The sequence below is a fragment of the Bacillus marinisedimentorum genome (assembly GCF_001644195.2).
Lineage (GTDB): Bacteria > Bacillota > Bacilli > Bacillales > Bacillaceae_O > Bacillus_BL > Bacillus_BL marinisedimentorum.
Genome location: NZ_LWBL02000051.1, coordinates 63,155 through 87,144, shown reverse-complemented (window position 1 = coordinate 87,144; position 23,990 = coordinate 63,155). Strand labels below are relative to the sequence as shown.

20 protein-coding genes and 1 pseudogene are annotated in these 23,990 nt (G+C 48.0%); 14 read left to right on the top strand and 7 right to left on the bottom strand.

Annotation, left to right across the window (positions count from 1 at the left end; all coding sequences use genetic code 11):
- Positions 1–319 precede the first annotated feature (319 nt).
- The 6 genes from A4U59_RS15800 to A4U59_RS21860 all read left to right on the top strand — a co-directional run bounded on the left by A4U59_RS15800 (position 320) and on the right by A4U59_RS21860 (position 7,689).
- Positions 320–4,006, top strand: coding sequence for a nitrate reductase subunit alpha (locus A4U59_RS15800; protein ID WP_070121362.1), 3,687 nt, complete (start codon positions 320–322; stop codon positions 4,004–4,006).
- Complete coding sequence (gene narH, locus A4U59_RS15795) at positions 3,996–5,543, top strand: nitrate reductase subunit beta (RefSeq protein WP_070121361.1); 1,548 nt, start codon at positions 3,996–3,998, stop codon at positions 5,541–5,543. Before A4U59_RS15800 ends, narH begins: the two co-directional genes overlap by 11 nt.
- Positions 5,530–6,066, top strand: a complete 537-nt coding sequence (gene narJ, locus A4U59_RS15790; RefSeq protein WP_070121360.1) for a nitrate reductase molybdenum cofactor assembly chaperone — start codon at positions 5,530–5,532, stop codon at positions 6,064–6,066. Before narH ends, narJ begins: the two co-directional genes overlap by 14 nt.
- A gap of 15 nt (positions 6,067–6,081) precedes the next feature.
- Positions 6,082–6,789, top strand: coding sequence for a respiratory nitrate reductase subunit gamma (narI, locus tag A4U59_RS15785; RefSeq protein WP_070121359.1), 708 nt, complete (start codon positions 6,082–6,084; stop codon positions 6,787–6,789).
- Between the two features lie 63 nt (positions 6,790–6,852).
- Complete coding sequence (locus tag A4U59_RS15780) at positions 6,853–7,254, top strand: hemerythrin domain-containing protein (RefSeq protein ID WP_169823986.1); 402 nt, start codon at positions 6,853–6,855, stop codon at positions 7,252–7,254.
- 291 nt (positions 7,255–7,545) lie between these two features.
- Positions 7,546–7,689, top strand: coding sequence for a hypothetical protein (locus tag A4U59_RS21860; RefSeq protein WP_169823985.1), 144 nt, complete (start codon positions 7,546–7,548; stop codon positions 7,687–7,689).
- A gap of 484 nt (positions 7,690–8,173) precedes the next feature.
- On the opposite strand, the gene A4U59_RS15775 is transcribed toward A4U59_RS21860, so the two are convergent.
- The 3 genes from A4U59_RS15775 to A4U59_RS22060 form a co-directional block, all read right to left on the bottom strand.
- On the bottom strand, positions 8,174–9,673 hold the full coding sequence (locus tag A4U59_RS15775; RefSeq protein WP_070121375.1) for a nitrate/nitrite transporter: 1,500 nt from the start codon (positions 9,671–9,673) through the stop codon (positions 8,174–8,176).
- A 305-nt stretch (positions 9,674–9,978) separates the two neighbouring features.
- On the bottom strand, positions 9,979–11,340 hold the full coding sequence (locus tag A4U59_RS15770; RefSeq protein WP_281183834.1) for a TrkH family potassium uptake protein: 1,362 nt from the start codon (positions 11,338–11,340) through the stop codon (positions 9,979–9,981).
- A gap of 209 nt (positions 11,341–11,549) precedes the next feature.
- Positions 11,550–11,699, bottom strand: a complete 150-nt coding sequence (locus A4U59_RS22060) for a hypothetical protein (protein ID WP_211274952.1) — start codon at positions 11,697–11,699, stop codon at positions 11,550–11,552.
- Positions 11,700–11,962: 263 nt separating this feature from the next.
- On the opposite strand from A4U59_RS22060, the gene A4U59_RS15765 reads away from it, so the two are divergent.
- Positions 11,963–12,349: a hypothetical protein gene (locus tag A4U59_RS15765; protein WP_070121373.1), complete on the top strand. Its 387-nt coding sequence runs from the start codon at positions 11,963–11,965 to the stop codon at positions 12,347–12,349.
- 50 nt (positions 12,350–12,399) lie between these two features.
- On the opposite strand, the gene A4U59_RS15760 is transcribed toward A4U59_RS15765, so the two are convergent.
- Positions 12,400–12,801: a DUF2500 domain-containing protein gene (locus A4U59_RS15760; protein WP_342670201.1), complete on the bottom strand. Its 402-nt coding sequence runs from the start codon at positions 12,799–12,801 to the stop codon at positions 12,400–12,402.
- 135 nt (positions 12,802–12,936) lie between these two features.
- Here A4U59_RS15760 and A4U59_RS15755 point away from each other — a divergent pair, with 135 nt between their 5' ends.
- Positions 12,937–13,803, top strand: coding sequence for a 5'-3' exonuclease (locus A4U59_RS15755; RefSeq protein WP_070121372.1), 867 nt, complete (start codon positions 12,937–12,939; stop codon positions 13,801–13,803).
- A 225-nt stretch (positions 13,804–14,028) separates the two neighbouring features.
- On the opposite strand, the gene A4U59_RS22625 is transcribed toward A4U59_RS15755, so the two are convergent.
- Positions 14,029–14,862, bottom strand: coding sequence for a methyl-accepting chemotaxis protein (locus tag A4U59_RS22625; protein ID WP_425388916.1), 834 nt, complete (start codon positions 14,860–14,862; stop codon positions 14,029–14,031).
- 111 nt (positions 14,863–14,973) lie between these two features.
- Positions 14,974–15,774: pseudogene (locus A4U59_RS22620) on the bottom strand (cache domain-containing protein); the annotation flags it as partial.
- A gap of 513 nt (positions 15,775–16,287) precedes the next feature.
- On the opposite strand from A4U59_RS22620, the gene A4U59_RS15745 reads away from it, so the two are divergent.
- Positions 16,288–16,845: a P-loop NTPase family protein gene (locus tag A4U59_RS15745; protein WP_070121355.1), complete on the top strand. Its 558-nt coding sequence runs from the start codon at positions 16,288–16,290 to the stop codon at positions 16,843–16,845.
- A gap of 168 nt (positions 16,846–17,013) precedes the next feature.
- A complete protein-coding gene (locus A4U59_RS15740; RefSeq protein ID WP_070121354.1) occupies positions 17,014–17,952 on the top strand; it encodes a manganese-dependent inorganic pyrophosphatase in 939 nt (312 codons plus the stop codon).
- A gap of 1,061 nt (positions 17,953–19,013) precedes the next feature.
- Here the strand turns inward: A4U59_RS15740 and A4U59_RS15730 are convergent.
- Positions 19,014–19,421 (bottom strand): anti-sigma regulatory factor, encoded by a 408-nt coding sequence (locus A4U59_RS15730; protein ID WP_070121352.1) that lies wholly within the window; start codon positions 19,419–19,421, stop codon positions 19,014–19,016.
- Positions 19,422–19,966: 545 nt separating this feature from the next.
- Here A4U59_RS15730 and A4U59_RS15725 point away from each other — a divergent pair.
- The 4 genes from A4U59_RS15725 (at position 19,967) to hpaE (ending at position 23,935) form a co-directional block, all read left to right on the top strand.
- Positions 19,967–20,644 (top strand): GntR family transcriptional regulator, encoded by a 678-nt coding sequence (locus A4U59_RS15725; protein ID WP_070121351.1) that lies wholly within the window; start codon positions 19,967–19,969, stop codon positions 20,642–20,644.
- A 98-nt stretch (positions 20,645–20,742) separates the two neighbouring features.
- Positions 20,743–21,669 (top strand): 2,4-dihydroxyhept-2-ene-1,7-dioic acid aldolase, encoded by a 927-nt coding sequence (gene hpaI / locus A4U59_RS15720; protein WP_070121350.1) that lies wholly within the window; start codon positions 20,743–20,745, stop codon positions 21,667–21,669.
- A 3-nt stretch (positions 21,670–21,672) separates the two neighbouring features.
- On the top strand, positions 21,673–22,473 hold the full coding sequence (locus tag A4U59_RS15715; protein ID WP_070121349.1) for a fumarylacetoacetate hydrolase family protein: 801 nt from the start codon (positions 21,673–21,675) through the stop codon (positions 22,471–22,473).
- Positions 22,469–23,935: a 5-carboxymethyl-2-hydroxymuconate semialdehyde dehydrogenase gene (gene hpaE, locus A4U59_RS15710; protein ID WP_070121371.1), complete on the top strand. Its 1,467-nt coding sequence runs from the start codon at positions 22,469–22,471 to the stop codon at positions 23,933–23,935. Before A4U59_RS15715 ends, hpaE begins: the two co-directional genes overlap by 5 nt.
- The last annotated feature ends 55 nt before the right edge of the window (positions 23,936–23,990 follow it).

Sequence of the window (23,990 nt, the reverse complement as noted above, 5' to 3'; positions counted from 1 at the left end):
TTTTGTTCTGTATGGGTGTTCTCCCTTTTAATTAAGTTTAATTCGAAAAACAGGACTCCCAGGTGCAGCGCACCATGTCAGGGGCACCCGCCCACCTTTGCAGTACGTGGTGTGCAAAGCGCCGGGTTTTAGATAAATAGATAAGCGGATACCAATAGTTGGTCTTCAAAATGGAAGAAGTCAACCATACCGGTCATCATTCAAAGGAATAAAATACTGATTATGTTATTATTAGCCAATGTTCTGACTAATCTGTTAACATGGAAAATGAGTAATCCAAATACATGTTTTACCGAAAAAATGCGAGGGAGATGTGAAGATGCGAAAGAAAACGCCACCTTTTTTGCAGAAACTCAAGTATCTGGGTAAAACGAACGAGGAAACAGACCACAGTGAAATGTCACCTAAACCCCGCAAAAACACCGAGCAATATTACCGGAAGCGCTGGCAGCATGACAAAGTCGTCCGCTCCACTCATGGCGTGAACTGCACCGGCTCGTGCAGCTGGAAAATCCACGTAAAAGACGGGATCATCACCTGGGAAACACAGCAGACGGATTACCCGACGACAGGGCCGGATATGCCGGAATATGAACCGCGCGGCTGTCCGCGCGGCGCCAGTTTTTCCTGGTACACGTACAGTCCGCATCGCGTCCGCTATCCTTACATAAGGAGTTCATTACTCAAACTTTGGCGTGAGGCCGCAGCTGATACGGATGATCCTGTTCAAGCGTGGGCATCGATTTCCGAAAACGAAGAATTATCTTCACAGTACAAACAGGCCCGCGGCAAGGGCGGTTTCGTCCGTGCTGAATGGGATGAAATCGAAACCCTCATTTCCGCTCAGCTTATTTATACCATTAAAACATACGGCCCTGACCGTATCTTCGGTTTTTCCCCGATTCCTGCCATGTCGATGGTCAGTTACGCAGGCGGCGGCCGGTTTTTGAATTTGATCGGCGGTGTTTTACTGAGCTTCTATGACTGGTATGCCGACCTTCCGCCAGCTTCCCCGCAAATATGGGGCGAGCAGACAGATGTTCCGGAAAGTGCTGACTGGTATAATTCCAGTTACTTGCTTGTATGGGGTTCCAACCTCCCGCAGACCCGCACCCCGGATTCCCACTTCATGGTAGAGGCGCGATATAAAGGGACCAAAGTAGTTGCCGTCAGTCCGGACTATGCGGAATTCGTCAAGTTCGCTGATGACTGGCTGCCGGTCCAGGCCGGCATGGATGGCGCGCTGGCAATGGCGATGACCCATGTCATCCTCCAGGAGTTTTACATCGACCGCCATGTGCCCTACTTCGACAACTATGCGAAAACTTACACAGACCTTCCTTATTTGATCACATTGAAAGAGACAAAACACGGACTGAAGTCCGACCGCTTTTTGCGGGCAAGCGACCTGTCGATCGATACTGAAAAAGCCGAATGGAAAACGGTTGTCTTTGATGAAGATGCCGGCCAATACGCTGTTCCAAACGGTTCTATCGGCCACCGGTGGGATGGCGAGAAGAATTGGAACCTTTTAAAAGCGGATAAAGTCAACAATCTGGATATGATTTCGCCTGCCTTGACGATGCAGGGTCATGAAGATGCAATCGAACAGGTATGCATTGCCGAATTTGATGCTGACGATAACCGTGTGTTGAAACGGGATATTCCCGTTAAAAAGGTGGATACGGGTGAAGGAGAGGTTTATGTCACGACTGTGTTTGACATGATGTGCGCCCAGATGGGAGTGAACAGGAGCCTGAACGGCGATAATCCGGATGGGGCCGGCTATGACGAAGACCGCCCGTATACACCAAAATGGCAGGAAAAATATACCGGCATCAACCCGAAGCTTGTTGCCCAAATTGCCAGGGAGTTCGCCCAGAATGCGATTGACAGCAAAGGGCGTTCCATGATCATTATGGGATCGGGCATCAACCACTGGTATCATTCCGATACGATTTACCGCGCTGTGCTGAACCTTGTCCTTTTGACTGGTTCCCAGGGGGTGAATGGAGGCGGATGGGCCCACTATGTCGGCCAGGAAAAAGTCCGGCCGCTTGAAGGATGGCAAACGGTGGCAATGGCCAGAGACTGGGGCGGGCCGCCGCGTCTGCAAAACGGCACGTCATTCTTTTATTTTGCGACCGAGCAGTGGAAATACGAGGAACAAAAGACACGGGATCTAGCATCCCCGCTCGTTGAAAAAACGAAATATCAAAACCTGGCTGATTACAACGTGCTTGCGGCGAGGCTCGGATGGCTCCCTTCATATCCGCAATTCAACAAGAATCCAATACAAATGTATGAGCAGGCCAGGTCCGCAGAAGAAAATGTCAATGACATTGTCGATTCTGTTCAAGACCATAAAATGAATTTTGCGATCGAATCGCCGAACGATCCAATCAATTTTCCGCGGTCGATGTTTGTCTGGAGAGCTAACTTGCTTGGAAGTTCGGCAAAAGGGCATGAATACTTCCTGAAGCATTTACTCGGCACGCACGGCCATAATTTGAGTGAAGAAAATGAATCGCTTGAAACAACAGAACTTAATCTTGACATCCCATCAGCAACCGGAAAATTGGACTTGCTCATCAATCTTGATTTCCGCATGTCAGGGACAGGGCTTTATTCCGATATCGTATTGCCGGCAGCTACATGGTATGAAAAACACGATATCAGCTCGACTGACATGCACCCGTTTGTCCATCCGTTCAATCCGGCCATTACACCGCCGTGGGAGAGCCGTTCCGATTGGGATATCTTCAAGAAGCTCGCGAAGCGTTTTTCGGAAATGGCGGCTGATCATTTTCCGGAAATTGTCCATGATACGGTCGCGGGTCCGCTGCTGCACGATTCAACAGATGAAATAGCCCAGACATTCGGGCAGGTTCCGGATTGGAAAGCGGACGGCACACGCCCGGTACCGGGCGTGAATTTCCCGAGGGTTACTGTCGTTGAGCGTGAGTACGCAAAAGTATATGACAAATTCATTTCGCTTGGGCCGAAAATCAAAGAATCGATTGGTGCCAAAGGGATGGCATGGAAAGCTGATGAGGAGTATGCGAAACTGCTTGATATGCTTGGGCCTTCCAAAAAATCGGCCTATTATAAGGATTGCCCGAGCTTAGACAAGGATATTAACGTCGCCGAGACGATTCTGACCCTGTCGAGCACGACGAACGGTTCCCTCGCGATGAAGGCATGGAAGACGCTTGAGGAAAAAACAGGGCAATCTTTGCAAGACCTTGCCGAAGAACGGGCGGAAGAGCATCTGTCCTTTGCGGAAATAACGGCTCAGCCCCAAAAGGTGATATCATCACCGGTTTACAGCGGAACGGAAACAGGCAACCGCCGTTATTCGCCGTTCACGACAAACGTGGAACGGATGATTCCTTGGCGCACGCTGACAGGCAGGCAGAGCTTTTATTTAGACCACCAGACAATGCTTGAATTCGGCGAGGAACTTCCGACGTTCAGGCCGCCGTTGAAAAAGGCGGCGTTTTATACAAATGACAACAGGCCGGAAAGCCGTGAGAAAGAGATTACGCTCAGATATTTGACACCGCACTTCAAATGGTCCTATCACAGTACGTACGGCGACACGCTGCCGATGCTGACGCTGTTCAGGGGCGGTCCGCATGTCTGGCTGAATAACCTGGATGCTGAAGAGGTCGGCATCAAGGATAATGACTGGCTTGAAATGTATAACCGCAATGGTGTCGTCGTCGCCAGGGCAGTCACGAGCCACCGCCTGCCGCGCGGAGTTGTCTTCATGTACCATGTCCAGGACCGGCTCATCAATGTGCCGGGATCAAAAATCACGAAAGACCGCGGCGGAACATTCAACAGCCCGACGCGTATCCATATTAAACCGACCCAGATGATCGGCGGATATGCCCAGCTCAGTTACGGATTCAATTATTATGGCCCGACGGGAAACCAGCGTGATGAACAGGTGCAGATCAGGAGAATGGATCGAAGCGAGGTGGATTGGCTTGAAGATTAAAGCTCAATTTGGAATGGTGATGAATCTCGATAAATGCATCGGCTGTCATACGTGCAGTGTCACATGCAATAATACGTGGACAAACAGGCCTGGTGCTGAATACATGTGGTGGAACAACGTGGAGACGAAGCCTGGCATCGGCTACCCGAAAGAATGGGAAAACCAGGAGAAAAACAAGGGCGGCTGGGAAATGCGCAATGGCAAGCTGTCCCTGAAAGCGGGAGGGAAAGCAAGCAAGCTCTTGAATATCTTTTTTAATCCCGACATGCTTGATATGGATGAATATTATGAACCATGGACCTATGAATACGATAACCTTGTCAACAGCCCGGAAAAATCACACCAGCCGGTCGCGCGCCCGAAATCGCAGCTGACCGGAGAATACATGGATATCCTCTGGGGGCCGAACTGGGAAGATGATCTGGCCGGTGTCCATGAAACGGGAAAACGGGATCCGAATATGCAGGGGATCGACGAAAAAGTGAAGTTCGAATTCGAACAGGCGTTCATGATGTATTTGCCGCGTATCTGCGAACATTGTGTCAATCCGTCATGCGTCTCCTCCTGTCCTTCAGGCGCGATGTACAAACGTGAGGAAGACGGCATTGTCCTTGTCGACCAGGACGCATGCCGCAGCTGGAGATACTGCATGTCTGGCTGCCCTTACAAGAAAGTGTATTTCAACTGGCAGACGAACAAAGCAGAAAAATGTACGTTCTGTTTTCCGAAGATCGAAAACGGCGATCCGACAATCTGTTCGGAAACGTGCGTCGGCCGGATCCGCTATATCGGCATTGTCCTTTATGATGCCGATCGCGTGAAAGAAGCAGCTTCTGTTCCGAACGATCAGGACCTTTACCAGGCCCAGCTCGACTTGATTCTTGATCCGAACGACCCGGAAGTCATCGCCCAGGCAAAAAAAGACGGCATTCCGGAAGACTGGATTGAAGCTGCCCAGGAATCGCCGGTGTACAAGCTGGCCTGTGAACAGAAAATCGCGCTTCCGCTCCATCCGGAATACCGGACGCTGCCGATGGTCTGGTATATTCCGCCGTTAAGCCCGATTGTCGATGCGTTCAACGGCCATTTCAACGACCTTGACCCGTCTGTCGTTTTCCCGGCAATTGACCAGTTCAGGATTCCGATTGAATATCTTGCAAACCTGATGACAGCAGGTGACACGGAACTGGTATCACACGTACTGAAAAAGCTGGTTGCCATGCGGACATATATGCGCAGCATCGACCTTGGCAAAGAACCGGATACAAGGCTCATCGACGAAGTCGGCATCTCCGAGCAGATGGCGCGTGACATGTATGAATTATCGGCTATTGCAAAATACGGGGACCGTTATGTCATTCCGAAAGCCCATCGTGAACAGGCTGAAAATATGTTCAACCATCAGGGAAGTGCAGGCTTTGACTTCATGGAAGGCTGTGAATCCTGTGCCGTAAACGGCGAATGGAAAGACCCGTATGAATACAGTGAATCTTATTGGAGTGATGTGACAGGAGGTGCGAAGGATGGAAGACAGTAGAAATGTGTTGAAACTATGCTCTTTGTTCCTCCGTTACCCTGAAGAAGACTGGCACAGGAATGAAGAAGTTGCCCGGTTCATTGCCGGGCTTCCTGACAGTCCGGTCAAAAAGAATATCGCTGCATTCTGGGATTATGCGGTTTCTGTCCCCTGGATGGAATTCAGCCAAAATTATGTGAAACAGTTCGATTTCAGCCAGGACTGCTCCTTATATCTCACATATGGCGTGTTTGGCGATAAGCGGGAACGCGGGCTCGGATTCGTGAAACTGAAAATGGAGTTTGCGAAAGCGGGGTTTTATATAAAGGATGGCGAACTGCCCGACTACCTGCCCCTGATTCTTGAATTCATGTCAGAAGCGGATGAGGGTTTCATCCAAAAACTTTATTTTATCCATAAAAAGGCGATGGATGAACTCTTCGGACAGCTGCGGGACCAGAATTCCCCTTATTCGTTTCTGCTTGCAGCCGCTCTGGAAACATTGGATGCGATCGCGCCAGGCCAAAAGGCCAATACGGTATGAAGGGATGGATTCCGCATGACACCAATTGATTTCCTGTTATGGGTCGCTTATCCTTATATAACGTTGACAATTTTTGTTGTCGGGCATATTTACCGGTACAATTATGACCAGTTCGGCTGGTCTGCGCAGTCAAGCCAGTTTTTGAAGTCGGACGCGCTCCTCCGGTGGGGGAGCATCCTATTCCACTTCGGTGTCATTTTTGTATTTTTCGGGCATGTCGGCGGTATTCTTGTGCCGAAAGCCTTTTACCCGATGATCGGAATCACGGAAGAGATGTATCACTTCGGAGCCGTCTGGTTCGGCGGGCTCGCCGGTGCTGCGATGGTGATCGGTGGTGCGCTCCTCACGATCCGCAGGCTGAAAAACAAACGGGTCAGTGAAACAGGTTCACGGAAGGATTTATGGGTTCTGTTGCTGATCGGGGTCGTAACGGTGGTCGGCTTCACGAATACGGCCTGGTACACTGCATCTGGAGGCGAGTTCGATTACCGGGATACAATCGGTCCGTGGTTCCGCGGCATCCTCACCTTCAGGCCGATGCCGGAAATGCTTGCAACAGCTCCCTGGGGCTTTCAGGCCCATGTGTTTGCAGCCTTCACCCTTTTTGCGGTTTGGCCGTTTACAAGGCTTGTTCATGTGTGGAGCCTTCCGCTTGAATACATTGCCAGAAAATATGTCATTTACAGGCGGGCAAATCCGGATAGATCAAAAAAGGTGCAGTGAAATAGTGAAGAGTAATGATTGTTAACCAGAAGGAAAAGGAATGATTTCATGTCAGGACCTGCATTGCGACAGCTGAATCAACACCGATCCATTCATGAAGCGGCATATGGACAGGTGGAAGAAATGACGGAAGTGTTGAAAAGACTTTATCAGGACGGCCGCACAAAAGAAGCGGGCCAGGCAGAAGTGATTTTGATTGAACACTGGCAGGACCATATTCTTACCCATGCCGAGTCGGAAGAAGAGGGGCTTTATGAGGAGATGAAGCAAAAGAAGCCCGAACTGACCGAAACGATAACCCAGTTAAAAAGGGACCATGATTTACTCAGGAAAATCATTGCTGGTATTAAAGAATTGCTTAATGACGAAACGGCTATTGAAAAACGGCTGGCGATGTTTGATAGCCTGCTTGTCGTTAACTGGCATCACAGCCGTGATGAAGAACGGTATTTGCTTGATGACTGAAACGAAAAGGGCGCTCCGCTGGATGCGGGGTGCCCTTCTTTCAATGGGTAAGAAAGGTTTCAAGCAAGATCAATGTTCAGCTGCGAGCCCTAGCGGCTATCGTCATAAGCATTGCCGCCCCATGAAGGGAAAAACGCCCTTCCTGGTGCGGCCCTGCTTATGCGTACGCCGCTGAACAAGGGCTTTCCGTATTTCAAGATGTGCAGCTTCAGGCGCCAGCGGCTATCGCATTTCGAATGTCCGGGTGCGAGCCAGGGTTTATCGCCATGCTTGAAAAAAAGGAGTTCCGGCGTGAAAGCCGGGCTGAATGGCGCGAAACAGCTGCTCCGGCGTGAAAGTTGGACTCTACGGCATGAAATATGGAAGATTATGCGTGAAACAGTGATCGTTTGGCGTGAAAGAAAACAGATGCCGCGCGAAAGTGCATCCCCCTGATCGCGGTTGTTCGTAAACGGCGTGAAAAGCCGGGGATATGGCGCGAAGGAACAGTCATCTGGCGTGAAATAAGAAGAAAAGTAATAGTTTTTTTTATAAAATGAGACAAATCCGGCAGGTTACCGGACCTAAATGGTTTGAGTGATCATGTATATGAGTATATAACCCTATTTTGGCCGTCAGCTTGCTTGACAGGTGGTAGAACGTGCAAATTTCCATGGCCGGGGTACACAGGCTGTGCTGGTTGGGCATTGTTTAGGGATGCGGATCAGCTGCTCCCCTCCGGGAGGGAAAACCGCCTTATTGCTGATACTCCCGATTATGAGTACGCCGCTAAGCGGCGCCTTGCGCATGTCGAATGTCCGGCTGCGAGTCGTAGGGGCTATCTTCTCAAGCATTGCCGCACCATGAAGGGAAAAGCGCCGTTCCTGGTGCGGCCCCGTACATGCATACGCCGCTATGCGTACGCCTTGCGCTTTTCTTATTACCTGGATTCTTCCTTCAATTCGGAGAACATCGCGACATATCCTGTGACAGGCTGGTTGCTTTCGCTGATCGGACTGATGGTCAGCCACTCCAAAAACAAATCCCCATTCTTTTTCCGGTTCCATATTTCCCCTTTCCAGAAGCCGTCGCGCTCGAGATTATCCCACAATTTACGGTAAAATTGTTCATCATGTTTCCCGGATTTCAAAATGCTGGGCGTTTTGCCGACCGCTTCGTCTTCCTTAAAGCCCGTTGTCTCCGTAAATGCGGGATTCACATATTGAATGATGCCGTTTTGGTCTGTAATCATAATTCCTTCCACTGTATGTTTCATTGCCGTATAAGTCATTTGCAATTTGTCGGTAAAATACATCCAGATGACGATAATCAGACTTGCCAGGGCGAACTGTGAAAGTGCCATGAAACCGATCGCATAATGGCCGGTTATTCCGTAAACGGCACTGAGCACAAGCGGCGGGAAGAATCCGCCAAGCCCGCCGATCGCAGACACGATGCCGTTGACGATACCTGCCTGCCGGGAAAAATAAAACGGCACCAGCTTGAACACAAGCCCATTTCCGATACCTGCGCAAACGGCCACACTTAAGACGCCGACTGTATATAGCCCGATTGTCGGAGAAAAGGACAACAGCACGCCGGCCAGGGTCAGACCCGCAAACACAGCCATCAGCAGCTTGAACGAATCAAATTTGTCGCCGAGCCAGCCGCCAACAGGACGTAAAAAGGTAGCCAGCACGATGAATCCAGCCGTCCGCATTCCAGCGTCGCTGCTGGACAATCCGAAATTGGTCACGAGGAAGTTGGGCAGATAAATTGTAAAAGCGACGAAAGAACCGAATGTAATGAAGTAAAACAAACTCAAGAACCACATTTTCTCATTTGGAATGACTTCTTTTATTTGAGGAATGACAGGTACTTTCACCTTCCGCTCACGGCGGTCGCCGAATAGGAAGTTAAGGACGATGAAAAACAGCAGCAGTACGAGATAAAGGCGGATTGTAGCCTGCCAGCCGACTTGTGCAGCAATGAGCGGAGCGGCAAATGAGGTGACAGCCGTTCCGATATTGCCGACTGCATAGATGCCGTTTACGAAACCGTGCCGCGTTTTATCGTAATATTTTGGCAGCGACGTAACACCAATCGAAAAGACAGCACCACCCAGTCCAACGAGAAGCCCGCCAAGCACAAGATCTAAAAAAGAGTCGGCAATGCTCAGATAGAACACTGGAAATAAGAGGATGATGAAACTGATTGTGAATAAAAGGCGCGCACCGTATTTATTTGCCCAATAGCCAAGCGGCACGCGGAGAAGCGAGCCAAGGATTACCGGAATTGCGGTTGCCAGGGCGATTTGGTTTGCGCCAAGATCAATGTCTTCCTTGATAAACGGCATGAGAGACGAAATAATGACCCATACCATAAAACCTGCTAGCAGACTGAACGTCTGCAGCCCTAACTGAAGTCCCGGTTTTTGCATGAAAACACCTTCCTTTGTGATTTTGATCTTGAACACCTGGGAACCGGACAGTGGTTTCAAGATGTGTGGAGCTTTTGCAAGGAGCAAGTTTCTCAGAAGCTATCATGCAGCACCTGAAAGCCAGCACATTCTGCTCTATTTATACTATTATCTATTAAGGATGGAATAAAACTCATTTTAAGGTAACAATGCCCATATTTTGAGTTATTTCCATATGTCTATACATACTTCCTTTATCAGACGAAAAAATCCGCCACACACGGCGGATTTTTCGCAAACATGATAATCTGTCAGAATAAGGTCCCTCAACCGATGATCACTCTTTCCCTCGGATAACGGTAATGCTCCGTTGCCGTTGTTCCGCGGATGATCAACAAGAATGAAATGAGGCCGACCCTTCCCACAAACATTAACACAATGATTACCAGCTTTCCGGCAGTGCTCAGATCCGGCGTAATTCCCATCGACAGACCTGTCGTACCAAAAGCGGAGGCTACTTCAAAGGTGATTTCCAATAAACTGAACGAAGGCTCAAGGAAACTGAGAAGCATGACAGCAGATATGCAAAGCATCATTGCTGTCGTAATGACAATAAATGAACGGTGGATGTCCGTGCTGTCGATTTCCCGCCTGAAAATTTTAATCGTGTTTTTTCCTCTGGCGAAAAAGAAAATGCTTAACAGCACGATCGCAAACGTCGTTGTTCGGACTCCGCCGCCGACACTGCTTGGTGATGCGCCCACGAACATTAAGAAACAAATGAGCAGAAGTGTCGGTTCGGAAAACTGGCTGACATCCATTGTGGCAAGTCCGCCGTTTCTGGTTGTCACAGACTGGAACAACGAATAGAAAAGCGATTCATGCCATGTTTTATCTGCAAAAAAACGGTTGAATTCAAACAGGTAAATAAGAATTGTACCTGCAGCAATTAGGGCGAAAAACGTGATGGTGGTCAATAACGTATACAGCGAAAACCGATACCGTTCTTTTCCTTTATGCTTTATAAATTCCTGTGTTTCAATGAGAACCGGAAATCCGATCGCACCCGATATTAACAAAATGATATTGATGAACTGAACAAAATAATCATTTGCGAACGGAACGAGTGATGCCCCGGTAATATCAAAGCCGGCATTCGTTGTTGCGCTTACTGCTGCAAATGCCCCCTGCAAAAAGGCTTCCTGCCAGGTTGGATAGTATGTAAGAAAATAGATTCCCAATATGATCGCACCTACAAGTTCGATCGCCAGGATAAGGGTCAGTATTTGTTTCATTAGACGGACAAGTCCGCTGAAGGTTGAACGGTTTTGATCCGTCATAATCAACTGGCGTTCTCTGAATCCGATTTTCCTCCTGAACAGCAGCCAAATGAACGTTCCGAGTGTCATAATGCCAATGCCCCCGAACTGGAGAATAAACATAAGAATGAAAACACCCGCCGTACTAAAGGTTCCCGCTGTCGGAACAACTGTGAGGCCGGTGACACTGATAGCACTTACAGCTGTAAAGAGGGCATCAATAAATGTCCAGTCGACATCAGGCTGATGAGCGACAGGAAGGCTTAACAAAATCGTGGAAACAGCTGCCGCCGAGAAGTAAAACAGAATGATTAATTGTACGGATGACAGCCGTATTTTCTTTCTTAGCTGTATATTTCGCATAACCATAAATTCACTACCTTACAATTTGATAACACCATTATTATCCTATTATTACAATTCTGCAAGTGAACATTTAAAAAAAGACCCCGCTGAAAACACCTTTGAATACGGCATTTCCCGGGAGAGGTCCCTGATCCTTCGATATTTTCCAGCACTCGGACCGGCATGGAGCGTTTTTTCTTCCGGCTGCTGTATAGTACAGCGGTTTGGGAGGATCACCAAATTAAAACTGGAATAACGGACAAATTAAACGTGACCGCATTTTCGGCTACTGAAGCTCCTTTTTTGGCATGGGCAAGTGCAGGCGCCCTTCCGATACCCCCGCCGCCAGTGACGATCGCTTCTTTGTTTTCAAAACTTCTCATTTGAGCCTCCCCATAAAGATAATGAACTTGCATAAATTTTTTTTGCGATGAAACAACTTCTCTTTAAGGTTAGCCGGCCGGGGCTGACTTTATACTGAGCGGAGACGGGCAAAAAAGTGATAGGATGTAAGAATAGTTAAGAAGTGAAATGTAAGTCTTATTTTGATAACTTGTAAGATAGTGAAACGGCAGCGGGCTGCTTTCAGCCGGAGGCCGTGGAAACTGAAACTTTGCTTTGTAAAGACAGGGGGATGCAGCACGTGATGGAAAAATACAGTTCGATTCTATTAAAGTTTTCGGCAGCGTTCGGTCTTATAGGTGCGTTTCTCGGCTCCCATATGGCCGGAGCCGGCTCACTGGCATTCAGGCCGATCCATGCTCACATTCTTGTTGTAGGGTGGCTCAGCTTATTTGCATGGGCAGTATACTATAAAGTCTTTTCACCGAATCGCCCGCTTCTTGCAAGATTGCATGTATGGACGGCAATCATCGGCTCGCTTGGTTTGACGATTGGCATGTGGCTCTACTATTTCAAGCCCCTTGGCCTGCCTGATGCAGTTGTCCTCATTTTTTACATTGCCGGCGGCAGCACGCTCCTCTTGAGCTTCCTGTTTTTCTTCCTGCTCGCAATGATGCAAAAAGACGTTTGAACGAACAAACACCCGGCCAGGCGGTGACGCCTGTACCGGGTGTTTTATTGTCAGCGTACTGCATTCAGGGTGCCGCGTTCAAAGCCGAGGTAACGGGTGCCCTGAAACGTAAGCGTTCCGCTGTCCCCTTCAACGATTTGCCCATATTCCCTTCCATCAACCTGCAACTCTGTCCTGTCGCCGCTTTCGAATTCAAACGTGACAAAATAAGATGTGCGTGACCCGCTGTGCATGTGATCATTATGAGCTTGTGCACGCCTGCTGACATGCGTCCGCTTTGATACAGCTTGAGCCGGCACGGACAGCCGCGGCGATGCATTGTTTTTTTGCCATTGGCCGATTCCTTTAACGACGGTGAACAAAATGCCCCCAATGACGATGATGAAAACGAGTCCGATGAAAATCGGCCCAATTCGGAATAATATATCACCTGGAAAAAACTCAGGCCCCATCATAACATCCCTCCAATAAACGTGTCTGTCCTTGTGTACGGGCGGCACGTGTAAAAAGTTTCACGGAAGATGATTTTTCCGAAACGTTTTTTGTTTTATAATGGATGTATGTCTGTAAAAAGGGGTTAGGAAATGATGAATGGAAATAAAGTAATGCTTATCGATGGCATGGCGCTATTATTCCGCTCGTTTTATGCGACAGCGATGAGCGGTTATTATATGGTGAACAGCAAAGGCATCCCAACAAACGGCATCTACGGTTTTGTCAAACATTTGTTTACTGCAGTCAACACATATCAGCCCAGTCATGTCGTTTGCACCTGGGACATGGGCGGCAAGACGTTCCGTAATGAAATGTTCGATGGATATAAAGCGAACAGGGGAGAACCGCCGGTCGAGCTTCTGCCGCAATTCGATCTAGTAAAAGAAGTATCCGAATCGCTCGGCATCCCAAATATCGGGCTTGAAGGCTTTGAAGCGGATGACTGCATCGGCACGCTTGCCAGACAATACAGCACCGATGCGGATGTGATGATCCTTACCGGTGACCAGGATATCCTGCAGCTCCTGGATGATAAAGTTTCAGTATTGCTTCTTAAAAAAGGGTACGGAAACTACGCGGAATACAGGACGGACAGCTTTTTGAAGGAGAAAGGCATAACCCCGCAGCAGATGATCGACTTGAAAGCGCTGATGGGAGACAGCAGCGACAACTATCCCGGCGTGAAAGGAATCGGTGAAAAAACAGCGATGAAGCTGCTCCAAACGCACGGTACGATAGAAGGCATCCTCGAAAATCTGCATACGCTGACAAAATCGCAGCGCGCAAAAATCGAACAGGATCTCGACATGCTTCACCTTTCCCGCAAGCTTGCAGCCATTCATTGTGAAGTGGAAGTGAGCTGTCCGCTGGATACCGCGGTTTTCAATGTGGACCGCGAACGGATGATGGAAAAGTTCAAGGAGCTTGAATTGAAAAATCTTCATACGATGATTGGGTAAGGATTGAAGGGATAAATCTAATGAGGCACTGAGTCTTAATCTAAGCAGTTCCGATAAGGGAAAGGAAATGTAAAAGAGCAAGTGAAATAATTTAGCATGATCTTCATCCGTTCAGTTTCTCGAAATTAGGTCCCCGAGCCGGCATTCCACACCGTTTCCTTTTACATTCCGACTTATTTTCCTGAAAAAAACCCCTGCTCACCAAAAGCAGGGGTTTCGTTTCTCTTATACAAGTTTGATCCGCGCAATTTGTTCGCGCAGCTGTTCTCCTGATACGTTCAGTTCTTCTGCTGAGGATGCGATGGTTGCGATCGCCCGCAGCTGTTCTTCAGTGGATGCAGTCACTTCTTCGGTAGCTGCAGCGGATTGCTGGGCAACAGAGGCGATGCTCCCGACTGACTCGAGTACTTCGTCTTTGTATAAGGACATTTGTGTGATTTCATGGCTTACGCCTTCAATTGACGAAACGATGCTGTCAATCGAAACGGCGATTTCTTTGAAGACCTTCTCAGTATCCGCAGTGACAGCGGTCTGCTGAGTTGAAAGCGCCTGGTTTTGCTTAATGGCTGCAGTTGCTTTGTCGGACTCGCTGATAATGCCTGAAAGGGTTGTGCGGACCTCTTCAGTAGCATGGGATGATTGTTCAGCGAGCTTACGGACTTCTTCAGCGACTACTGCAAAGCCTTTGCCATGCTCGCCGGCTCTGGCGGCTTCGATTGAGGCATTGAGGGCCAGCAGGTTCGTCTGGTCGGAAATCTCGTTGATGGCAGACATCACTTTTTCAATTTCCTTCACTTTATCGGACAGGCTGTCCATGACATTAGCAACGGTCTCAGTAAGTTCATTGGCTTCCTTCGTTTTGGACTGGAGAATATCGATTTGCTTAATGCCGTTCTGGCTGGCTGAACCTGCCGCCTTACTTTGTATCACCATTTCTTCGTTCTGTTCCTGAACCTTTGCAATCTGCGTAGACAGATTGGCCATCTTCTGGTTTGTTGTATCGGCATCTTCAGCCTGCTGGGCGGCGCCGCCGGCAATTTCCTGGATGGCATTGCCCATCTCTTCGCTGGCAGCTGAAGTTTCTTCTGAGACCGCACTCAAATTTTGGGAAGATGCACTCACCTGCTGGATGGAATCTTCGACAGCCTGGATCAATGTGCGCATGCTGGCGACCATTCCGTTGAAATCACTGGCAAGGGTGCCGATTTCATCCTTGTTTTTCACGTTCAGTTCTTCGACGGTGAAATCACCGTCCGCCACTTGTTTTACGTGATTGGATACAATTTTAATCGGTTCGGCCAGTGAACGTGAGAAAAAGATAATAATGACCGCACCGGCGGCAAATGTAATTCCGAGTGTCGTGAGAATGAGCATCAGCACTTCGTTAGCGCCTTGATTGAAGTCCAATTTGTATGTGCCGGCTGACACAATCCATCCCCAATTCGGATCGAGTGCATTGTATGTGATCTTTTCGCCGGTATTATTTTCGCTATTCGGGAGTGCCCAAACATAGGTGGTGAATCCGCCGCCGTTTTGGGCCGCTTTTATTTGTTCCTGGACTAACAGCGTTCCGTTTTTATCTTTTGTCTCCCACACGTTTTTTCCTTCAAGCGTAGGGTGCGCCACTTCATTTCCTTTTTGGTCATATACCATAAAATAGCCATTTTCACCTAGATCGACTGGACTTTTGATGTCTCTTGTCCCATCAGCATTTTTGGGACCGATCAAATAGGTCTTGGCCTGTTCCTGTGCGTCTTCAAGCGACAACGTACCCTGTTCGACTTTTTGATCAAGGGCGTCAATGAGCTGAAGGCTCATTTCCACACCGTTTTTAAGCGTTGTTTCGCCGGCTTTATCAAGATTGCTCTTTGATGTCAGATAAGCCGCTGCTCCTATGATGACACTTGGAAATACGAGTAACACAATTGATACGACAATTAATTTTTTGCGGATTGAATTGAACAAAAACATGAATTTCCCCCTCTTAAGATGTGATGAGAGGCCTTTTTTTACAAAGGCTATGGTAAAGGTTGCTGTTGTTTTCGCCGCAAGTCGATTGGAACGGAAGGGCGAGACTCCTCGAAACTGCTCCGCATATCCTTCGTGCGTTGACAATTCGAAGATGACTATCCGTCCTTTGAGGGAAGCGGACCAGGGGAGCCCCAACATGCGTGATTGAAACGCCGGGGAGGCTCTCGGGGCCCGGCAGAAGGCGGGCACCTGCAGCGTAATTCAACAGCCGCGTTTAACACAGCCTTAACGAAATCACAGAATGTGTGTACATATAAAAAAATCGGCCTAACAAATATATCGGCAGTTACTGCCTGGACGTGAATAATATGTGTGTAAAAAAACAAAAAAGAGATTAATAAAAATACTCTGAAAAAACAGTGGTGAAAAATCTTATGTACTATGTAAAAATATTCTAGTAAACGGTAACAACAATAGATCACACTGAAACAATCAGGGAAGGGGCGAGGGGACATGGAACGGATTATGGTAGTTGGAATCTCGGCAGGAGCAGGGAAATCGACATTTGCCCGCCAGCTTGGCGGAGCTCTTGGACTTAAGGTTGTACATCTTGATACACTGTACTGGAAGCCCGGATGGGTGGAAGCTCCAACCGAAGAATTCAGGGAGGCACAGCGGCAGGCTGTGCAGGGAAAGAACTGGATTATTGAAGGGAACTACACTGACTCAATTGATATTCGGATGGAAAGGGCAGATACAATTATCTACCTGGAACTCCCGCTCTATGTATGTCTGTACCGTGTCGTAAAACGGCGGATCATGAATGCAGGTAAAACCCGGCTGGATATGACAGCTGGCTGCAATGAAAAACTCGATTGGGATTTCCTGAAATTCATTTTATCGACCTATTACCCCCGCAAAAAGAAAATGCAAAAGCGATTTGCTGATTTTAAGGGGCGCGGTGAAAATAAAAATGTGATTGAATTGAATAGCAAGCAGAAAATTCGAACTTTTCTTGCTGAGCTGGAAAATGGGAAAACGGATAAGAACCTGAAAGGTATCTCGCCTTAAAGCCTTAGTATGGAATCGGTATAAACAGGAAACCCGCCTGATTGGACAGGATATTCCGAGATATTCCTTTTCAGGAAATGATTCCGTTGAGAAGACATTGTGGACATTTCCCGCATGCCGTACCATAATGGTAATGGGATAAATTATGCAAAATGAGGTGTTGTATCGATGGAAAACGTTTTAATCTTCGGTCATAAGAATCCTGATACGGATTCAATCTGTTCTGCAATTGCTTATGCAGAACTGAAAAAACAACTCGGCGTTGATGCTGAACCGGTCCGCCTCGGCGAAGTCTCCGGTGAGACCCAATATGCCCTTGACCAGTTTAACACTGAAGCTCCGCGTCTTGTGGATAAAGTAGCGCCGGAAGCAGCGGGTGTCATTCTTGTCGACCATAATGAACGCCAGCAAAGTGCTGATGATATTAATGAAGCGAACATCCTCGAAGTCATAGACCATCACCGGATCGCTAATTTTGAAACAAGCGGCCCGCTGTATTACCGTGCCGAACCGGTTGGCTGTACAGCAACGATTTTGAATAAAATGTATAAAGAAAACGGCGTGCAAATAAAGAAAGAAATCGCTGGCTTAATGCTCTCAGCAATCATTTCAGACTCCCTGCTGTTCAAATCTCCAACATGTACGGACGAAGATATTTCTGCTGCAAAAGAACTTGCTGAAATCGCCGGCGTTGATGCCGAAAGCTATGGACTCGAAATGTTGAAGGCCGGTGCCGATACGACCGGAAAGACATCCGGCCAATTGATTTCCCTTGATGCCAAGCAATTTAAGATGGGCGGAGCCAATGTTGAAATCGCTCAGGTGAATACGGTAGACCCAGAAGAGGTACTAACTGGCCAGGCAGATTTGGAAGAAGCGATCAACAGCACGATCAGTGACAAAAACCTTGACCTGTTCCTGTTTGTTGTGACCGATATTCTGAACAGCAGTTCCATCGGCCTTGCGCTTGGAGAAGAAGCGTCCGCAGTCGAACAAGCCTATGATGTGACATTGGAAAATAACAGAGCGGTTCTCGAAGGCGTTGTATCCAGAAAGAAACAAATCGTGCCGGTCCTGACTGAAGTTTTTGAGAAAAAAGGAAAGTGATCAAATTTGTGGAAGAGCGGTGCTCCTGTGTTGGAGTACCGCTTTTTACACCATATAGGAAATTGTCAGCACGGGAGTTTTTCGACGCAGCAGCCAATTTTAAAAATATAGATAAGGGGCCTGCGCCTCTGTCTTCCTAAAAACTCGCCAATCGGCGAGTTTTTTCTTTATAGGAAAGAATGAGTTTTTTAGCAAGATTCGTGTCCAGCTCCAGGTGCCAGCGGCAAACGTCATAAGCGGTGATCCCCTCCGGAAGGGAATGCGGGGACCGCTTATGCGTAAGTCGCTAAGCGGGTGCCTTGCGCTTTTCTAAAAGATTGTTGATTGCCCCGCGCGTGAATTATAGGCATTGTGGCGTGTAAACCGGGCTGAATGGCGCGAAACATGCGCTCTGGCGTGAAAGCCGGGTCTTTTGGCGTGAAATATAGGGGATTGCGCGTGAAACGCTTGCAGTTTGGCGTGAAAGGCACGGAATTCCGCGCGAAAGTGCATCTCCCTCATCGCGGCTGATTGGATACGGCGTGTAAAGCAGAGGCTATGGCATGAAAGAGCCGCCATCCGGCGTGAAACATATGAGCATGAAAGAAACTAGGTTGTCTTTTTTGGGAGTATAAGTTTTTAAGCAAGATCCATGTCCAGCTCCAGGTCCCAGCGGCTAATGCCATAAGCGGTGATCCCTTCAAAAAGGGACCCCCCCTTATGCGTACGCCGCTAAGCGGGCGCCTTGCGCATTTATTCCCATATAGGAAAGTATAAATTGTCAGCAAGGGAGTATTTCGACGCAGTGGCCAATTTTAAGATTATAGATAAGGGCAACTACGCCTTTGTCTTCGCCTAAAGGCTCGCCATCGGCGGGTTTTCTTTATTAGTCAAGGTGTGCGAAACATCTTCGAACATGCTCTGTATGTTTTTCTGTGGTGAGGATGCGGGAAAGCTACTTCAACGTCCACAAGCACAAACGGATAGATAAGAGCCTCACAATATGATAGTGAGGAGCGCCGCTAAAGAAAAGCGGGCACACAAAAGACATCCGCTCCTGCAGGATGTCCTGTGTAAACCATTCACGATTTTTTAAGCCATTTGACGGCAACAATTTTCGTTCCTCTTCCTTTTTCGGAGTCGATTGTCACCTCATCCATCATCCTCTTCACGGAAGGGAGTCCATATCCTAAACTGTTTGCTGTTGAAAAACCGTCTTGAAGCGCCTGGTCGATATTTTCAATCCCAGGACCCTGGTCAAAGGCGGATATTTTGATCCCCTTTTTACCCGGTTCTGTTATTGTTTCAAAGGAGATTTCCCCTTTTTCTGCATGCACAAGGATGTTTTTAGAAAGTTCTGCTGCCGAGAGAATAATTTTGCTTTTGTTCACGTCACAAAAGCCAAGCCGATCAGCAAATTTTTTTGCTGAAACCCTGGCAAGGAAATAGTCCCATTCATTTGTTATCTTTTCCGTCACAAAGCTATCCATCATTGTCCTCCAGTGAGTATCACTACTTGTTATTGTGGGAAACTGCTGCTGCGAATGCTGGTTAAGATTATGTACCCATAAGAATGAGGAAATTAAACCATATGATTTCCAACATACCACCCGGAAGAGGAAAAAGGAAGGGAGAAAAGCCCGTTCCACCTAAAGTATCGTTTCACTTAATGTTTTCAACACAAAAGCTATGTTAAAGAATGTTGTTGATTTTACATGTTGTTGGGACGGATTCTCAAGAACAAGCCCTACGTTTCCCGTCTCAAACCGGGCAAGGGCGCTTTAACAGAGAGACAGATGAGGCCGCGCTTTGATAAGACTCGCCGCCTATCCCTCGGCATACAAGACATTGTGGATGCGGCCGAAGGCAGGGTCGCATTTGCCCATTCGTGCAAGCGAGTTCCTGCAGCGGATTTCAATAGCCGCCCATAATAGAGCCAGCAAAAATTCGTTGGCTGCACAATAATATATGAAATCCTATATTTTTTTATAAAATTTGTATTGAAATCATATATGATTTCAATTATGATGAAGTCATGGAGAAGAACAAGAGTAAGTTAACCAAAAAAGAATACGCTTACAATATTATTAGAGAACGAATTCTTGATGGCACATATGCACCCGGCCATCGGGTCGTCATCGACCAGCTTTCGAAAGAAATTTTCACGAGCGCAATTCCGATCCGTGAAGCCATCCGCCAGCTGGAGTCTGAAAATTTGATTGAATACAAGCAGTATTCCGGTGCTGTCGTTACACCTATTGACGAAGATCAATATCTTGAAGCTCTGACAGTACTGTCTGTGTTAGCCGCGCATGCAACAGCTCTTGGAGCACGGCATTTTCCAAAACAGCAAGTCCCTCAATTGAAAAAAATGAATGAAAGGATGAAAATTGCGCTTGATGATTTTGATTTTGCCGCTTTTGGAAAACTGAACCGCGAATTCCACTGGCTGACGTATTCCTATTGTGATAACAGCTATTTGCTGGAACATATTAAGCAGGTGCACAGAAAACTTGATTCAATCAGGAGGACCGGTGCTGCATTCGTGCCGCCGAGGGCAAGGGAATCCATCAAGGAACACGGCAAAATCATCGAATTGTTAACCGAAAATGCTTCATTTGAAGAAATTGAAAGATTTGTGAAGCAGCATAAAATGAACACGGTTGAATCCTTTAAAAAAAGAAAAACAAAATTGACATATCCTACAGTGTAGGGGAGGAATGCAATTTTTTTTCGTTAAAATTAACTGAAAATTACTAAAGTTTAGAATATTTTATTGAAATAACAATTAATAAGAAGGGTGGAGGTTACATGAACGCATATGAGAAAGCAAAGGAGCAATTCCGGGGATCGATTGCGCCGATCATTACACCATTTGATGAGAACGGTATGGTTGATGCCGCTGCGCTGGAAAGCCTGGTGAACTGGCATATCGAGAGCGGCAGCCACGGCATTTCTGTTACGGGTACAACCGGTGAGCCGAGTTCCCTGACCATAAAGGAAAGGGAACTGGTCATGGAAACGGCCATCAAGGCTGCTAACGGCAGGGTGCCGGTCATCCCTGGAACGGGTTCGACAAACCACGATGAAACGATGCATCTAACAAAAGCTGCCAAAGAAATGGGCGCCGATGGAGCGATGGTCATCGTCCCATATTACAACAAGCCTTCCCAGCATGCATTATATAAACATTTCAAAACGGTTGCTGATGCAGTTGATATTCCGATCATCATCTATAACATTCCCGGCAGGACTGCTGTGAACCTGGAGGTCAAAACGCTGGCACGCCTGAATGAAGACTGTGAAAACATTATCGGTGTAAAAGAATCCAATAAGGATTTCGAACATGTGAACCGGGTTCTTTTGAACTGCGGACGCGACTTCCTGCTATTCTCAGGGATCGAATTATTGTGCTACCCGATGCTGGCAATAGGAGGAGCCGGATACATAAGCGCAACCGCAAATGTATTGCCGGGCCGGGTTGCTGATGTTTATAACGCCTGGGCTGAAGGTGATGTGAAGCGGGCCCAGGATCTCCATTACGATCTCATGCCTCTGAATGACGTATTGTTCAAAGACACGAACCCGGCACCGCTGAAGGCGGCCCTCGGCATGATGGGCAAAATTGAACCGCGCCTGAGGATGCCGATGGATCTGCCGTCAAATGAACTGCAGGATGAAATCAGGGAGGTCCTGACCAGTTACGGATTATTATCTACAGAAGTGGGGAGTCGATAGGTTATGAAAACGGCACGGTTTATTGCTGGAGGAAGAGAACAGATAGGTGTCATTTCCGCTGATGGAAAACAGGTGACAGCTGCGTCAGGTGACTGCTGGCATCCAGACGATATTCAAGTGTGGCTGCCGCCGGTCAAGCCTAATAAAGTGATCGGCCTGGCCCTGAACTTTACTGACCATGCAGATGAGCTCGGACTGGAAAAGCCTGCTGAACCCGTACTTTTTATCAAGCCCAATTCATCCATTGTCGGACATAAAGCGGATGTGTATTATCCGGACGGAGCGACGTATATGCATTATGAAAATGAACTGGCGGTTGTGATCGGCAAACATGGACGCCATGTCAAAAAGGAAGATGCTTACGATTATGTAAGAGGATATACAATCGCCAATGACGTGACGGTCCGTGACTTTGTGAACAACTTCTACCGGCCGCCGGTCCGCGCCAAAGGGCACGACACGTTCGGTCCGCTCGGGCCGTATCTGGTCAGCAGGGATGAAGTGGCTGATCCTGATAATCTCACGTTGAAGACGTTCGTTAACGGCGAACTGAGACAAGAAGGAAATACCCGTGATCTCATATACAAGATTCCTGATTTAATAGAGTTCATCAGCTCATTCATGACACTTGAGCCTGATGACATCATTTTAACCGGCACTCCTAAAGGGCTGTCCCATATTTATCCGGGAGATGAAGTAAGACTTGAAATCGAGGGGGTGGGTGCACTTGAAAATACAATCAAAGACGGCAGGGGAAAGGTCGGTACAGGAAACAGCGGAAGCTACGCAGCACAAGAAAATTGATCATGTCCTCCATTACATTAACGGAGAATTCACCGCCTCTGTTTCAGGTGAAGAGTTTGAAAACCGCAGCCCATTCACTAATCAAGTCCTGAACCGGGTCGCAAGCGGGGGCAGAGAGGACATCAGGCGGGCAGCTTCGGCTGCACACGAAGCGTTTACCAGCGGATCCTGGAGAACGATGAAGCTGAAGGAACGGATGAAACTGATCAATCGAATCGCTGATTTGATTGATGAAGAGGTCGAGGAGATTGCATACCTCGAAGCCCTTGATACGGGTCTTCCGATCAGCCAGACAAGGAAGATGACAGCACGTGCTGCGGAAAACTTCCGCTTCTATGCAAGGATGGTCCAAACGAGATTGGTAGGTGAAGCCTATCAGGTAGATGATGAGTTTATGAACTATACCATTAATAAACCGGTGGGAGTGGCCGGACTGATCACACCATGGAATGCACCATACATGCTGGAAACGTGGAAAGTGGCGCCTGCCCTGGCAACCGGAAACACCGTTATCCTAAAGCCGGCTGAGCTTTCGCCGCTGACAGCGAACAAACTGGCACAGATCATCGATAGGGCAGGACTCCCGGCAGGGGTTTTCAATGTTGTGCATGGATTCGGGGAATCGGCTGGCGATGCACTTGTGAGAAATCCTGATGTTAGTTTGATTTCATTCACGGGCGAAACGGTAACCGGCACGACCATCATCAAAAATGCAGCTGATACGCTGAAGCGGACATCGATGGAACTTGGCGGGAAATCGCCTCTGATCGTATTCGAGGATGCTGATTTCGACCGGGCCCTTGATGCCGCGGTTTGGGGATTGTTCTCATTCAACGGTGAAAGATGTACAGCAAACTCAAGGGTTTTCCTTCAGGCATCCATCTATGATGATTTCGTCAGCGCCTTGAAAGAGCGGGTGAGAAATATTAAAGTCGGTGACCCGATGGATCCGGAAACCCAGCTTGGGCCGCTGATCGATCCGAGTCACCGGTCAAAAGTGTCAGGTTATATCGAGACTGGCCGGGAAGAAGGGTGTGAAGTATTCTCACCTGATATCCCTGAGGAACTGAAACAGGGCAACTTTGTCAGCCCGACATTGCTCCTGAATGCAAGAAATGAAATGAGAGTCGCCCAGGAAGAAATTTTCGGACCGGTAATGGCTGTCATTAAATTTGAAACAGAAGAAGAAGTGGTCCGGCTGGCTAATGATGTAAAATACGGCCTTGCCGGTTATGTGTGGACGAATGACTTGAAGCGGGGCCACCGTGTTGCCCAGGCAGTCGAAGCCGGCATGCTGTGGATCAATGCCCAGAATGTCCGGGATCTCCGCATTCCGTTCGGAGGAATGAAGGCTAGCGGGATCGGCAGGGAAGGCGGCCATTATGCGTTCGAGTTTTATACAGAACCGAAAGTGATCCATGTTGCCCTCGGGGAACATCACATTCCTCAGTTTGGTAAATAAAAGGTGATCCGGGAGGTCGCCTCCCTCCCGGCAAGATTTCAATTAAGATGGACAC